Source organism: Roseibium alexandrii DFL-11, from assembly GCF_000158095.2.
Taxonomy (GTDB): Bacteria; Pseudomonadota; Alphaproteobacteria; order Rhizobiales; family Stappiaceae; genus Roseibium; species Roseibium alexandrii.
The window spans coordinates 3,150,446-3,163,928 of record NZ_CM011002.1 but is presented as its reverse complement, the minus strand read 5'-3'; the positions used below and the strand labels follow the sequence as shown (position 1 = coordinate 3,163,928).

Below are 13,483 nucleotides of genomic sequence, written 5' to 3'. Positions count from 1 at the left end.
CACAATGGCCTCCTATACACCAATTAGATGCCAAAGCTTTTAGAGGACTGCATGTTTCCGAAGCCAAGACCTGCCCTTACACCGAACACCTATGAATATGAAACGCTACCGCTGGTGAAGCCAACCGGCTTCCGCGAATACGATGCGCGTTGGTTATTCGAAAAAGAAATCAACCTGATGGGAATGCAGGCGCTCGGTATGGGTATCGGCACGCTCATTCATGAGCGCGGCGTGCGCCCCGATATCGTCGTTGGGCATGATTTCCGCGGCTACTCCGCATCGATCAAGATGGCGGTGGTCAACGGACTTCTGGCAGCGGGTGTAAACGTTCACGACATCGGCCTGGCTTTGTCGCCAATGGCTTATTTCGCGCAGTTTGCACTCGATGTCCCGGCCGTTGCGATGATCACGGCGTCCCACAACGACAATGGCTGGACCGGCGTGAAAATGGGCATCGACCGCCCACTCACTTTCGGTCCGGACGAGATGGGCCGGCTTAAGGAAATCGTTTTGGACGCGGCCTTTGATTTGAAAGGTGGCGGAAGCTACAAGTTTGTCGACGGCTTTGCAGATGTCTACTTCAAGGAGCTGACCGACCGCGCAAAACTGAAAAAACCGATCAAGGTGGTCGCAGCTTGCGGCAATGGGACAGCGGGTGCCTTTGCGCCAAAAATCCTGGAAGCACTTGGCGCGGAAGTTATTCCGCTTGATGCCGAACTTGACCACACGTTTCCGCGTTACAACCCAAACCCGGAAGACATGAAGATGCTTCATGCTCTGCGGGACAAGGTTCTGGAAGTTGGCGCGGATGTCGGTCTCGGGTTTGACGGAGACGGAGACCGTTGCGGCGTTGTCGACAATGAAGGCGAAGAGATTTTCGCCGACAAGGTCGGTGTTATGCTAGCCCGCGATATCTCGGCATTGCATCCAAACAGCCAGTTCGTTGTCGACGTAAAGTCGACCGGTCTGTTCAACACAGATCCAGTGCTTCAGGCCAACGGCGCCAAGACCGACTATTTCAAGACCGGTCACTCTTACATCAAGCGCCGGGTTACCGAGCTCGATGCAATCGTCGGTTTTGAGAAGTCCGGACACTATTTCTTCAACAAGCCGATCGGCCGCGGTTATGATGATGGCCTGGTGTCCGCAATCGCCATTCTCGACATGCTCGACCGCAACCCGGACAAGTCCATGGCAGATCTGCGGAGGGATTTGCCCAAGACCTGGGGCTCGCCGACCATGTCGCCGAAATGTGCTGACGAAGTGAAATACGATGTCGTTGACCGGGTTGTTGCCCGGTTTAAGGAGATGCATGGCGCTGGCGAGAAAATTGCCGGGCAGTCCATTACAGATCTGATCACCGTCAACGGTATCCGCGTTGTCAGCGAAGACGGCACCTGGGGCCTCGTGCGGGCCTCTTCGAACAAGCCGGAGCTTGTCGTCGTGGTCGAAAGTCCGGCTTCGGAAGTGCGGCTTCATGAAATGTTCAAGGCTGTTGATGCGGTTCTGCGGGAAAATCCCGAAGTTGGCGAATACAATCAGACGCTCTAAAGTCTTGACTTGGCTTGAGAAAGGCGGCGAAATCCTCGCCGCCTTTTTTGTTTTTCTCCAGGAGTTTTCTTAATGATACAGGAATTCGGTGTTCTTCCGGATGGTAAATCCGTTGAGGAGATCACCTTGAAGAAGGGCGATCTTGAGGCCTCCGTACTGACCTTCGGCGCTATCATCCGGGACTTGAAATTTGCCGGTCAGTCAGTCGTCTTGGGCTTTGACAATTTACAGGACTATCTGGATCACTCTCCGTATTTCGGCGCAATCGTCGGCCGGTGTGCGAACCGGATCGCAAATGGCAAGATTGCGATCGACGGGCGTGCGTATCATTTGGATCAGAATGACAACGGCCATCACCTCCATGGAGGCTCTAAAGGGTTCTCGCAGCGAAACTGGCAAATTGAACAAAGCGACAAAGCGAGCGTATTGCTCAAGCTCGTGTCAGAGGACGAGGATATGGGTTATCCGGGACGCGTTGAGGCGCTGGTCCGGTACACCCTGACAGGCTCGGGTGCGTTGCGGGTGAAGTTGTCGGCAACTACCGACCAGACCACTCCGGTCAACTTGTCGCAACACAGTTATTTCAATCTCGACGGCAGCAATACAATTCTGGATCACCAGCTCGAAATCGCGGCGGAAACCTACGTCCCCGTTGAGGATCATCTGATCCCAACCGGGCAGATCCGTAGCGTTGCCTGGACACCTTATGATTTTCAGGATGGCCGGCGGCTGCGCCGAAAATCGGGAGAAGAGGCGGTGATCTATGACCACAACTTCTGCCTATCAGATGCGCCGAGAGATACCGTTGAGTTTGCCGCAGCACTGGAAGACAAGAGCGGTGACCGGCGGATGGAAGTTTGGACGACCGAACCAGGGCTGCAGCTCTACGACGGCGGAAAGATCGATGTGCCTGTGCCTGGGCTTGCCGGAAAAAACTACGGTGCTCACGCAGGCTTGTGCCTGGAAGCACAACGTTGGCCAGATAGCGTCAATCAGAAGACGTTCACGGATGTGTTGCTGAGGCCGCATGCGAGCTATAACCAGGTAACGGAATTCCGTTTCTCTTAAGATCGTTTAGAGTATTCTTCGACAAAGTGATTTCACCGGGACGGGGGCCAAATTGTGAAGACGGTTTTTTCAGCGACCCAGCTAGCCCACGCACCGGCACAGGAGATTTCAGACGGTAAGCTCCAGCCTGCTGTCGAAATTCCGAGCAGGGCGGAAATCGTCTTGGCGACGGTGAAAGACCGCAAGGTCGGTGACGTCATCCCTCCATTGGAGTTTCCGATCCGGCCGCTTCACCGGGTGCACTCTGAGGAATATGTATCCTTCCTTGAGAGGTTCTGGCCGCTATGGACAGCCAGTGGCCGCGATGCGGAAGCCTTTCCCTTCGTCTGGCCAATCAGAAGTCTTCGGCAGGACACAAAGGTCGAACACGTCGACGGGCTGCTGGGGCGCTATTCCATGGATGCCGGCACGCCGCTTGGTGAGCATACCTACAGGGCCGCACGCGCCTCAGCGGATACTGCGTTGACAGCTGCCAAACTCGTGCTCGACGGTGAAAAGTCAGTTTTTGCACTTTGCCGCCCCCCGGGACACCACGCCGGGCACGATTTTTTCGGCGGGTATTGTTTCTTCAACAATGCCGCGGTCGCTGCGCAATACCTTCGGGATTACGGGCTCCACCGCGTCGCAATTCTGGATGTCGACTATCACCACGGAAACGGTACACAAGCCCTGTTTTATGATCGGCCAGACGTCCTATTCCTGTCTCTTCACGCTGATCCGAAGGACGAATATCCTTATTTTCTGGGCTATGCGGACGAAACCGGTGAGCATGCCGGAACCGGATTTACCCGCAACTGGCCATTGCCCCTTGGAACAGACTGGGCGGCATATTCGCCGGCTCTCGACGAGGCGTGCCGCTGGCTTCTCGTTTACAAGCCGGAGGCGATGATTGTTTCTCTCGGATTGGATTGCTTCGAGCGGGACCCTATCTCCGGGTTCAAGTTCAAATCCGAAGATTTTGTGAGGTTGGGGCAACGGCTTGCGCGCGTTGGCGTGCCGACAATCTTCATCCTGGAAGGCGGCTACGCCGTCGATGCGCTTGGGACCAACTGCGTGAATGTTCTTGAGGGGTTTTCCGGTTAGCCGTGCTGCTCGGGTTCACCGCATGATCAAGTTGAGCGCAGCCAATTCCCGCTCCAACCCCGCAGCGTTTTTGAAATGATGCGCAGTCATTCCCAATTGTCGTGCGGTTTCCACGTTCGCAAGCGAGTCATCAATAAAAAGACAGTGTTCGGGGGCGAGATCATTGCGATCGATCAGAATCTGGTAGATCCGCACATCCGGCTTAAGCATGCGCTCTTCCGCTGAGACAACGATGTCCAGAAAGCTGGTTTTCAGGAATGGAAACCGGACTTGCGCTTCAACGAATTTCTCCGAAGAGAAGTTTGTGATCGCATAAAGTGGTGTTTTGTTCGCTTTGAGTTCAGTGAGAAGGGCCTCTGCTCCCGAGATCGGGCCGGGAACCATTTCATGCCAACGGTCTGAGTAGGCCCGTATCAACGCCGTCTTGTCAGGAAACTCCCTTGATAAAACCTCTACGGCTTCCGTCCAGGTTCGCCCAAGGTCTTGTTGAACATTCCAGTCAGGAGTGCAGACTGTCGTCAGAAACTCATGCCGTTCGTCATCGTTTGGTATAAGTTTGCGATAGAGATTTTCCGGATTCCATTCGATCAGGACATTTCCTATATCGAAGACGACGTTGGTAATCGTGCTGGCCATGAGAACCTTTTAGGCAAATGATTGGTCTAAGAACTGTCCTGCAGTTTCTTCGGACAGCATTAGGGTAGATATGTGACGGACATAAAAAGGTTTTTTTTGTTTGTCGGGTTGTGCTTGGTGCTTGTGCTGCCAACGTCGGCTGCTGCGAATTCGGATCTCCCGGATCGTGTCCGGTTGGGCGTCGTGGTAGCGACAGAACAAACAGCACGGGAGCGCATTGAGCCCTTTCGCAGGGCACTCGAAGAGATCACCGATTTACCTGTCGACCTGTTCTTGATGCCGACAATGGCCGATGGTATCGAGGCTCTTGCAGCTGGGCGAATTGACTATATTCGTCTCTCACCCTCCGGGTATGCCGCTTCTTTTGAGCTTTGCAAATGTGTAGAGCCATTAGCGACCGCTGGCCCGGATGATTTCCCGGCGCGTTTTTACGCCATCATGATTGCCAAGCGGGATAGTGAAACGGTTACGCTGGAAAACCTGAAGGATATGCGGCTCGGTGTGGGTGCCAAACATGCGGTCACAGGATACCGGGTGCCGTTGGTCAACCTGGCGGCAGACGGCATAAACGCCCGGGAGTATTTCCAGACGCTTGTTGAAGTCCGGGACCCGGTCGAAGGCATTCGGGCGATGTTGGATGGCCGTGTTCACGCCACGCTTGGATGGTCCTCACTGGCCGGGGAAGCCAAGAACGGCTTCACTGCCGGTACGCTTAACGAATATTATGTTTCGGGCGGCAGCCAGTTTGAAGACTTGGACATCGTGTGGCGGTCGGCCCCCATTCCCTATTCGGCGCATACTGTCCGCACCGATTTGCCTGATGTCCTGAAACGGGCAATCAGAGCAGGGCTCATGGATTTGCGGCGGGAAGATCCCGCAGCCTATCTCGCAATCGAACCGGATCTCCCGGGCGGCTTTGAGCCCGTTGTTCATTCCGATTATCGGCCGGTACTACGCACCTTCGAGAAGCCTTATGCGAAGGTCATCCAGACAGACGCCAATTGATGTCAATGGTCGTCTGTCATGCAGATGTCTGTAGGATGCTGACCCGAATCGGCCCTGATGACTAAAGAGGCTGTGGTGCGATCAGGCCGGAAATTGGTGTGAGGCGAGTAGCGCTTCCGTGTGCCGACGGATCATTTCTTCCTCGTTCGTTGGAACAACCAGCACAGCGACTTGGGAACACTGTGTGGAAATGGTTCCGTCGCCGGCGTTGTTCAGGGCAGGATCGATTTGAATGCCGAGCCACTCTTGATCTGCGCATACGCGATCACGAATGAGGGCAGAGTTTTCGCCAATGCCGCCGGTAAAGACAAGTGTGTCGACACCGCTCAGAACAGCTGCCATCGCACCGAGTTCACGGCGAACCCGGAAGACATAATACTCTATGGCTTCTGCAGCTCTGGGGTCGTCACTCTGACTGAGTGTGCGCATGTCCTGGCTTAAGCCAGACAGCCCCTTCAAACCGGACTTCTTGTAAAGAAGATCAGAAATCTCGTCTGCGCTCATGCCCTTAGTTGTCATGAGGTAAAGAATGGCACCCGGGTCGAGCTGGCCGCATCTGGTACCCATCGGCAAACCGTCCAGCGCGGTGAACCCCATGGTCGATCCAATACTCTGGCCGGCCCGGATGGCGCACATGGATGCACCGTTGCCGAGGTGTGCGACAATGACTTTTCCCTCGTAGGCATCTGGGGTGTGCTTTTTCAGGTGTTCGCAGATGTATTCGTAAGACAGCCCATGGAAACCGTACCGTCGAACGCCTTCGTCATAGAAGGAGCGGGGAAGGGCGAAGGTGTCGTTGACCCAAGGATGTTTCCGATGAAATGCCGTATCGAAACAGGCTACCTGCTCAGCCCCCGGAAAGGCTGCCCGGGCTGCTTCGATGCCAGCAAGATTGTGCGGTTGGTGAAGTGGCGCGAGAGGTTCCAACACCCTCAACTCTTGCATGACAGCACCTGTTATATGAACCGGAAGATCGTGTTTGGTGCCGCCGTGGACCACACGATGTCCGACGGCCGCAACAGATCGCCCTCCGAGCTCTTCATTTAAGATCGGAAGCAGAGCCCCCAGGGCCGCTCCGTGAGAGTTGCCGTCAGTGCTGTCCAAGGCCCGGTCAATCTTGCGCCCGGAAAGCAGGGCCTCGAGGTTTAGGTGTGGTTTCGCACCAAGCCCTGAAATCTGTCCGGTGACCTGTTCTGCCGGGCCGTCATAGAGTGAGAACTTGATCGAGGATGAACCAGAATTCAGAACCAGAATGACCGGTGCCATGATTAGTCTTCCTCCCGGTCAAAGATACCGGCCGGTGCAGAATTTTCTTTCCAATGGGTGAATAGAAGCGCCAGCGCACAAGAGGCCAAACGGGCGCGCCCATCGTCAGCCCGGCTGGTCAACATGACCGGCACTTTGGCGCCGATTACCAATCCAGCTGCTTCTGCATGGGCGATAAATGTCAGTTCCTTGGCGAGCATGTTACCGGATTCAAGATTTGGAACAATCAGCACCTCTGCATGGCCAGCCACAAGCGACGTGATCCCTTTGGTCCGGGCAGCCTGAACGTCGATGGCATTGTCCATGGCAAGAGGCCCATCAACGATGCCACCCTTGATTTGGCCCCGTTCCGCCATTTTCGACAACACTGCCGCATCGAGACTTGACGGAATAGCCGGATTGACCGTCTCAATGGCAGAGAGAATGCCGACACGTGGGGACTGAAGTCCAAGTGAGAGTGCGGCATCAATGGCGTTTTGCGTGATGTCGACTTTGGTGTTCAGGTCCGGTGAGATGTTGATGGCCGCATCTGAAATCAGAACCGGTGTTTTGCGCCCTGGAATGTCCATGACAAAGACGTGGCTAATCCGGCGTTTTGTTCGAAGGCCGCCATCTTTCTTCACCACGTGATGGAGAAGATGATCGGTGTGAAGATGCCCCTTCATGATGGCTTTGACCCGGCTTTCGTGGACCATCTGCACGGCTCGTCCAGCAGCTTCTGACTCGTCTTCTATGTCGATGAATTCGTATCCGTCCAGGGTTTCGTTCAACTCCTCCGCGGCCTTTATGACCCGATCCTTGGCGCCGATCAGGATTGGCTCAATCAGCCCCTCCCGGGCCGCCATAAGAGCGCCTTCAAGGGAATTTGGATCATCCGGGGCAACCACGGCGGTTGGCAAGGCGGGAAGGGTTTTTGCCAGCTCGATCATCCGGTTGAAATGCCGGTGCCGCTGAATAAGCAGTGCAGGGATATCGCTGGAATCAAACTCGATCGTTTCCGTTGGCGCGATGACCTCAGCTTCCCCCTCAACAAGGCTTTGACCGGTCTCATTCAAGACAGCCATGTCGAAAATGATGATGTTGTTCGGCCTTTTTTCCGTGACTGTCACGCGGACCGTCAGTTTGTCGCCGACGGCTGCGCGGCCCAAGAATCGAAAGGACTGTGCTTTGTACATGGTGCCGGGTCCGGGGAGGATGTTTCCAAGCACTGCTGACGCAAGGCCACCGATCCACATGGCCGGAGCGAAAGGCTTGTCGATGTGTCCGTCGCCTGTCCAATCTGTGTCAGGCAAGTGGATCGGGTTGCGATTTCCGGACGCGTGGGCGAACACCAGAAGATCATTGGAGGAGCATTCACGGACAATTTCCGCTGTGTCTCCGACCTTGATTTGATCGTAGGTTTTGTTCGTCGCCATCGGCTGGGTTTCTCCTGCTCATCAGACTGCTGCGCCGCAGCAATTAGCAGGACCCTACCAGCGCTTTACAACGTTATAAATACGGCAAATCCACAATTCGAAACATGATTTCGCTTCAACAGTCAGTGCACTGGATCGTGCCAACAAGCCTTGGCCGAAGGTAATATGTGTCACTCAGCGTGATGACAGAATCTCGGGAGTAATACTGCGTGAATATCCCTGCTAAGGGAGGCGTGTACCCAAGTGTCACTGCGCCGACTACAATTGAAGTGTTGGGAGAGACAAGTGTGGCGGGAAGTGTGATGGGAGGTTCGTCGCCTGCAGACCAATCACTTGCCGGCCCGCCAACACCAGCTTTCCTTTGATAGCTCCAATCCACTTCGGGGACGCCATTTGCCTGAAAGGTGACACCTGCGATGACAAAGGTAAGATCGTCAGAAGGATATGGCTTGAGAATCGTCTCGCCGAGCTGCAAATAGGCGTTAAGTTCGCTTCTAGTGACAGTCTGAGCCTGAGCCACCAAATCAGTTACGGCATTTGCCATCCGGCTAACTTTACGATCCACATTCAGCGCGTCAGTAAGTTCCACCATCCCGATCATCAAAACCAGCATGAATGGGAGGATCATTGCAAACTCGATTCCCGCAACGCCTTGCTCGTTCCGTCGAAATAGCCTGACGGGCCTCTCGATGTACCTGATCAAACAGGCGCGGAGATAAGGGCGCTTATGACCATGGTTCATTTCGGAAAACCATAGTTGACGACAAGTGGCGCTCGTTGCCGTGATCTAGTGCCGAAAGGTTTAGAAATGACGTGAACATTGGCCACTTATAGATAACATTCACAGCAACAATCTCGCTTTTTTGAGACTGCGTATAAGCGTTGTCATCCTTCAAGTTGCCATCCTCATCATAAAGCGAATCAATAGAATTTACGTTCACAAAATCATTTGCAACGCTCACGTTGACGCGGATGCGTTCTGCGTTGCAAAGAAACGTTGGCAAGGATGCACAGACTTGATCCCTGAAGTTCGCAGTTGAGAAATTGGCTTGGGATGCTTGGCCGGTTCGGATCATACGCGAGGCCTCAATCACAGCATTGTCCACCATACGATTGACAATAAATGCCAGTCCAAGCTCCAGTATGGCAAACACAACCGTGAAGAACGGCAAAGCAACCAACGCGAACTCAATTGCCGTCGCGCCCTCTTTGTTCCGCGCAAGCTTGCGTGCACAGGAACGTAGTGCAAGGCGGCGAAGGCCTTTGATATTGCGGTTATGGCTCCCGTTCAGCATCAACGATTACTCTTCAGCCTCACCTGTTGCCAGCGGCTTGCTCTGCCAGTTCGTTTCTGGAGGTAGCCTGAGTAGCTGTGTTCTGGAATGTTTCTTCCGCATCGCCCAAACGCAGAGTTGGTTCGCAGATTGGGCTGCAAGAAAATGTCGCTCGCGCGGAGTTTCTATACACCGAGACTACACCCTGCTCGGATGCTCGCACCTGAATGACCTCGTCGACAATTGGTTTATTGTCTTGATCCAATATGACAAGATTGGTTGTCCCATAACTCTTACCAGTGATAACTACGGTATTCTGATCGACCATTGCGACATCGGCAATGAATGGGTTGCCGACAATGACCGCGGCAGCTCCATCTTCGACCTGAAATATTTTAGCTCGGTCTACAGTCACCAATACTGGTTCCCCATCCGCCATTGCTGTGTTGGCAATAGCACCCGTTAGCAACACTAAAATAAGCCGGATCAGTTGAATTCGCATCTCACTTATCCCTACACGCGCCAAGATCACAGCATATTATCGAGATTATCGTGAATGTTCTGCTAACAGACCTGCGAAAGAAATATGAAAAATACCGTTCTCAGGACGTTAAATCTTGGTTTATTTAGTTTCTGGCTATTCACCTTGAAGGGGAATCAACGTGTTTGATACAAAGAAATTTTTCTAATCGCGACAGCGATTTAGCGATTTTATCTACTAGCATCTGGCAGCAACAAGGCGAGTCTTTCCGAACGATAGGCTTCGGATGAAATCATACATTTATAATTAACTATAGGTACTTTTGGCGGCTATTTTTCAAGTTGTCGCTGCAAATTTAACTGATTGGAAATTTCTCTGACCTAGGGTCGCTTTACACCGAGCGGGCGTTATGAAGATCTGCCGGATTGAAGCTGTCAATAAAGTGGTACTTGGAGCAGAGAAATGAAGACTCTTTTTTCACGGTTCGCAAAAGACGAATCTGGCGCAACTGCAATTGAATACGGCCTCATCGCGGGACTGCTTTCGGTCGCAATCATTGGTATTTTGGTCACCATGGGCGATAGTCTTACCAGCATCTTCAGCCAGATTGATTCGGCTTTGAAAACTGGCTCAGGCTAATCGGTTTGCAGGAGTTCTGGTAAACGGGCGGTTTTCCGCCCGTTTTGGTTTCTGGCTAATAAGCGAACTACAGGGTCCTGTTTCGGCATCACGTCAGATCCGGTGAATAAGAAATGATTGAAGCGGTAGTTCTCGTTCTTTTTCCCATGCTGGTAGCCTTCGCTGGCGCATCCGATCTTTTAACCATGAAAATCGGAAACCGGGTCTCAATCCTGTTAATCATTGGTTTCATCGTTTTGGCTGCGGTCAATGGCATGCCCGTTAATGATTGGGGTATGCATGGCCTTGGATTGGTCGTTGTTTTCCTACCATGTTTCGCTTTTTTTGCTGCCGGCTGGATGGGCGGTGGCGACGTTAAGCTCATTAGCTCGGTTGGTTTGTGGTTTGGTTTCGGACCAATTCTCATTGATTTTTTGTTTTTGGTCGCTTTGCTTGGTTGTGTCCTCACACTCTCACTTGTTGTAATCCGAAGTTCCCTGGTGGTTTTGCCTGCCCCCCTCAGAGGACAAGAGTGGGCACTTCGATTGCATGATGCAAAAAGCGGTATCCCTTATGGAATCGCAATTTCTGCTGCTGCACTTATTGTTTATCCAAGGTCTGACTGGTTCTCGATGATTACCGGATGAGCGATCGGTAAGTCGGTGCGGTGCCACAATAGACAACAAACGTTTCCCTAATCTATCGCGCTGTTTCGCCGAGTTAGTTCGCATTTTTCAAAAATATAGTATCTGTTAAGTAACCTTAACGCTTGTTAACCAAAAATATCTACATCCAGTTAACCATGTTTTGACCAATTGCGATCAACCTGACTGTAGCGGCGCAACAGCGCCTTCGGAAGCTTGGTGGTTGGTCATGAAATTCGCACGTATATTGGTCTTGGCTATTGCGGTGGCTGCCGGAGTATTGGCGTTCCGTATGGTGATGATGTCCGGTGGGTCTTCAGATCAAGCGTCAAATGCCCCCGTTCCTCTAGAACAAGCAAAAGGCCAGGTTCTAACCGCGGCGACCGACATTTTGCTTGGTGCCAAGCTTACTGCAGAAGACATGGTTTGGACGGATTGGCCTGAAGAAGCAGTGCCGATCGGTGCGGTGACAAAACAAGTCAACCCGTCTGCCAGTGAAGAACTGATGGGCCAAATTGCTAAAACTCCGATTTTCAAAGGCGAACCGATCCGGCCTGAGCGGCTTATCAACACGGACAAGGGCTTCATGTCGGCCATTCTGCCCAAGGGCAAGCGGGCGATTGCAGTCTCAGTTGAGGCGGAAACGACTGCCGGCGGTTTCATTTTGCCCGGTGACAAGGTTGACGTGATTCTGACGCGCCGGACCGATGACACGGCTATCAGCGAAACAATTCTGGAAAACATTCGTGTGCTCGCGATCGACACCACAACGGCAGGCGAACAGGATCAGAAAAACCTGTCACCTCAACGAACTGCCACGTTGGAACTGACACTAGGCCAATCAGAAGTCGTCGCTCAGTCACAACAAGTCGGAGCGATTGCGCTTGCGCTGCGAAGCGCTCAGGACTCGGCTGATGATGCTGAGCCAACGGAAACCCGGCGTGGCGTCAATCTCGTTAAATACGGCATTACCAGCCAGGCAGGCGTGAAATGAAAAAGCACACTGAACATAACGGCCATGTCGACAGAAAAAGCATACGCCGGTCCGGTTTGAGGTTCTGCGCCTTTGCTGCAGTGATGGGTCTTGTATCTTTTATGGCACCGGCCTCGTGGTCTCAGGAAGCCTTTCCGAGCCAGATCCATGTCGCCGCTGGTGAAAGGGCGACTGATCGGATCTTGAATGTCGGCATTGGGCGCTCTGTTGTCATCAACCTGGCTGAGGATGCTGCAGACGTTCTGGTTTCAAATCCGCAAATCGCCGATGCGGTCTTGAGGACACCACGCCGGATCTTTGTTTTGGGCAACACGGCCGGCCAGGCCCGTCTTGTGCTGTTTGGCCGGAGTGGGCGTGAGCTGGCAAGTTTTGATATTCGCGTCGAGAAAGACACTTCAGATATCACGCGTATAATTCGACGGTTGATCCCTGGAACAAGCGTTCAGGCTGAATCTATCAATGGAAAAGTTGTCCTAAGCGGGACAGCAAAAAGTACTTTGGAGGCGCAGCAGGCCGCTGATATTGCAGCAAAATTCCAAGGCGATGAGACTGGATCCGCCATTGTGAATTTGATTGCGGTCTCTGGTTCGGACCAGGTCCATTTGAAAGTGACTGTTGCGGAAGTTGAGCGGTCGATCATCAAACAGCTGGGCGTGAGTTTCCAGGCGAACCTCGGTGCTGGCAACTTCTTCCCTTTCGGAAGCAATTTCCCTAACTTCAACGTGAACCCGTCGATCGTCAATCAAGCAACTGGCGGTGTGACATTTTCAAGTGGCACATCCTCGTTGACCGCCCAAGTGGAAGCTTTGCAACGCGACGGTGTGATCCGTACACTGGCAGAACCGACGCTAACGGCAACTTCCGGCGAAAATGCTAGTTTTCTTGCGGGTGGCGAATTTCCCATTCCGATCGCTCAGGAAGACAACCAAATATCGGTGGAATTTAAGAAGTTCGGTGTCGGCCTCGATTTTACACCAATTGTGCTGACGGGTGGCCGGATAAGCCTGCGTGTCAAAACCGAGGTGAGCGAACTTTCAAATGAAGGCGCGGTGTCTGCTGGCGGAATCACGATTTCCGCACTTAAAGTCCGTAGAGCAGAATCGACAATGGAACTTCCGTCTGGCGGGACTCTGGTTATGGCGGGGCTGCTAGAGGAATCCTATCAGCAAGCTGTTGAAGGTGTGCCGGGACTGATGCAAATCCCGGTTCTGGGGGCGTTGTTCAAAAGCCGGGATTTCCTCAAACAGCAAACAGAACTTGCCGTCTTTGTAACACCTTACGTTGTTAAGCCGGTGGCAGCACAAAAGATGGTGCGGCCCGACAAAAACCTGTTCGCCCCATCGGATGCCGAGGCAATTTTCCTAAACCGGCTAAACAAGATCTTTAATCCGGCAGGTGAACAGGCCCAAGGCACCTATCACGGCCAAGTTGGTTTCATCTACAAATGA

Annotated in this window: 14 protein-coding genes; 8 read left to right on the top strand and 6 right to left on the bottom strand. The window is 53.0% G+C overall.

Annotation, left to right across the window (positions count from 1 at the left end; translation table 11 throughout):
* Nucleotides 1-51: 51 nt before the first annotated feature.
* The 3 genes from SADFL11_RS14600 (at nucleotide 52) to SADFL11_RS14590 (ending at nucleotide 3,702) form a co-directional block, all read left to right on the top strand.
* Nucleotides 52-1,551: a phosphomannomutase/phosphoglucomutase gene (locus SADFL11_RS14600; protein ID WP_008196340.1), complete on the top strand. Its 1,500-nt coding sequence runs from the start codon at nucleotides 52-54 to the stop codon at nucleotides 1,549-1,551.
* A gap of 72 nt (nucleotides 1,552-1,623) precedes the next feature.
* The gene (locus SADFL11_RS14595) at nucleotides 1,624-2,619 is read left to right on the top strand and encodes an aldose epimerase family protein (RefSeq protein ID WP_008195069.1); all 996 of its coding nucleotides are present in this window, start codon (nucleotides 1,624-1,626) and stop codon (nucleotides 2,617-2,619) included.
* 54 nt (nucleotides 2,620-2,673) lie between these two features.
* Complete coding sequence (locus tag SADFL11_RS14590; protein WP_008194209.1) at nucleotides 2,674-3,702, top strand: histone deacetylase family protein; 1,029 nt, start codon at nucleotides 2,674-2,676, stop codon at nucleotides 3,700-3,702.
* Between the two features lie 15 nt (nucleotides 3,703-3,717).
* Here SADFL11_RS14590 and SADFL11_RS14585 read toward each other — a convergent pair whose 3' ends face one another.
* A complete protein-coding gene (locus tag SADFL11_RS14585; RefSeq protein WP_008196055.1) occupies nucleotides 3,718-4,338 on the bottom strand; it encodes an HAD family hydrolase in 621 nt (206 codons plus the stop codon).
* A 117-nt stretch (nucleotides 4,339-4,455) separates the two neighbouring features.
* Here SADFL11_RS14585 and SADFL11_RS14580 point away from each other — a divergent pair, with 117 nt between their 5' ends.
* Nucleotides 4,456-5,343, top strand: a complete 888-nt coding sequence (locus SADFL11_RS14580; protein ID WP_209002607.1) for a phosphate/phosphite/phosphonate ABC transporter substrate-binding protein — start codon at nucleotides 4,456-4,458, stop codon at nucleotides 5,341-5,343.
* Between the two features lie 81 nt (nucleotides 5,344-5,424).
* Here SADFL11_RS14580 and SADFL11_RS14575 read toward each other — a convergent pair whose 3' ends face one another.
* The 5 genes from SADFL11_RS14575 to SADFL11_RS14555 form a co-directional block, all read right to left on the bottom strand.
* Complete coding sequence (locus SADFL11_RS14575; RefSeq protein ID WP_008194736.1) at nucleotides 5,425-6,609, bottom strand: acetate/propionate family kinase; 1,185 nt, start codon at nucleotides 6,607-6,609, stop codon at nucleotides 5,425-5,427.
* 2 nt (nucleotides 6,610-6,611) lie between these two features.
* On the bottom strand, nucleotides 6,612-8,024 hold the full coding sequence (locus tag SADFL11_RS14570) for a bifunctional enoyl-CoA hydratase/phosphate acetyltransferase (protein ID WP_008188652.1): 1,413 nt from the start codon (nucleotides 8,022-8,024) through the stop codon (nucleotides 6,612-6,614).
* A gap of 115 nt (nucleotides 8,025-8,139) precedes the next feature.
* The gene (locus SADFL11_RS14565; protein ID WP_228198289.1) at nucleotides 8,140-8,727 is read right to left on the bottom strand and encodes a TadE/TadG family type IV pilus assembly protein; all 588 of its coding nucleotides are present in this window, start codon (nucleotides 8,725-8,727) and stop codon (nucleotides 8,140-8,142) included.
* 22 nt (nucleotides 8,728-8,749) lie between these two features.
* Complete coding sequence (locus SADFL11_RS14560; RefSeq protein ID WP_081450547.1) at nucleotides 8,750-9,319, bottom strand: TadE/TadG family type IV pilus assembly protein; 570 nt, start codon at nucleotides 9,317-9,319, stop codon at nucleotides 8,750-8,752.
* A 19-nt stretch (nucleotides 9,320-9,338) separates the two neighbouring features.
* Nucleotides 9,339-9,800, bottom strand: coding sequence for a pilus assembly protein N-terminal domain-containing protein (locus SADFL11_RS14555; protein ID WP_040451422.1), 462 nt, complete (start codon nucleotides 9,798-9,800; stop codon nucleotides 9,339-9,341).
* A gap of 441 nt (nucleotides 9,801-10,241) precedes the next feature.
* Between SADFL11_RS14555 and SADFL11_RS14550 the strand changes: the two genes are divergently transcribed.
* The 4 genes from SADFL11_RS14550 (at nucleotide 10,242) to SADFL11_RS14535 (ending at nucleotide 13,483) form a co-directional block, all read left to right on the top strand.
* Complete coding sequence (locus SADFL11_RS14550; RefSeq protein WP_008192800.1) at nucleotides 10,242-10,418, top strand: Flp family type IVb pilin; 177 nt, start codon at nucleotides 10,242-10,244, stop codon at nucleotides 10,416-10,418.
* Between the two features lie 113 nt (nucleotides 10,419-10,531).
* On the top strand, nucleotides 10,532-11,044 hold the full coding sequence (locus SADFL11_RS14545) for an A24 family peptidase (RefSeq protein WP_008192348.1): 513 nt from the start codon (nucleotides 10,532-10,534) through the stop codon (nucleotides 11,042-11,044).
* 226 nt (nucleotides 11,045-11,270) lie between these two features.
* A complete protein-coding gene (gene cpaB, locus SADFL11_RS14540) occupies nucleotides 11,271-12,035 on the top strand; it encodes a Flp pilus assembly protein CpaB (RefSeq protein ID WP_040451424.1) in 765 nt (254 codons plus the stop codon).
* Entirely contained in the window at nucleotides 12,032-13,483 is a 1,452-nt protein-coding gene (locus SADFL11_RS14535) for a type II and III secretion system protein family protein (RefSeq protein WP_008191764.1), read from the top strand. The genes cpaB and SADFL11_RS14535 overlap by 4 nt, the downstream gene beginning before the upstream one ends.

What these genes read in the sequence shown, in the direction of transcription:
- SADFL11_RS14560 (WP_081450547.1), bottom strand. Translation starts at nt 9,319, where the DNA reads ATGCTGAACGGGAGCCATAACCGCAATATCAAAGGCCTTCGCCGCCTT.
- SADFL11_RS14535 (WP_008191764.1), top strand. Translation starts at nt 12,032, where the DNA reads ATGAAAAAGCACACTGAACATAACGGCCATGTCGACAGAAAAAGCATA.
- SADFL11_RS14545 (WP_008192348.1), top strand. Translation starts at nt 10,532, where the DNA reads ATGATTGAAGCGGTAGTTCTCGTTCTTTTTCCCATGCTGGTAGCCTTC.
- SADFL11_RS14585 (WP_008196055.1), bottom strand. Translation starts at nt 4,338, where the DNA reads ATGGCCAGCACGATTACCAACGTCGTCTTCGATATAGGAAATGTCCTG.
- cpaB (WP_040451424.1), top strand. Translation starts at nt 11,271, where the DNA reads ATGAAATTCGCACGTATATTGGTCTTGGCTATTGCGGTGGCTGCCGGA.
- SADFL11_RS14595 (WP_008195069.1), top strand. Translation starts at nt 1,624, where the DNA reads ATGATACAGGAATTCGGTGTTCTTCCGGATGGTAAATCCGTTGAGGAG.
- SADFL11_RS14575 (WP_008194736.1), bottom strand. Translation starts at nt 6,609, where the DNA reads ATGGCACCGGTCATTCTGGTTCTGAATTCTGGTTCATCCTCGATCAAG.
- SADFL11_RS14570 (WP_008188652.1), bottom strand. Translation starts at nt 8,024, where the DNA reads ATGGCGACGAACAAAACCTACGATCAAATCAAGGTCGGAGACACAGCG.
- SADFL11_RS14550 (WP_008192800.1), top strand. Translation starts at nt 10,242, where the DNA reads ATGAAGACTCTTTTTTCACGGTTCGCAAAAGACGAATCTGGCGCAACT.
- SADFL11_RS14555 (WP_040451422.1), bottom strand. Translation starts at nt 9,800, where the DNA reads ATGCGAATTCAACTGATCCGGCTTATTTTAGTGTTGCTAACGGGTGCT.
- SADFL11_RS14600 (WP_008196340.1), top strand. Translation starts at nt 52, where the DNA reads ATGTTTCCGAAGCCAAGACCTGCCCTTACACCGAACACCTATGAATAT.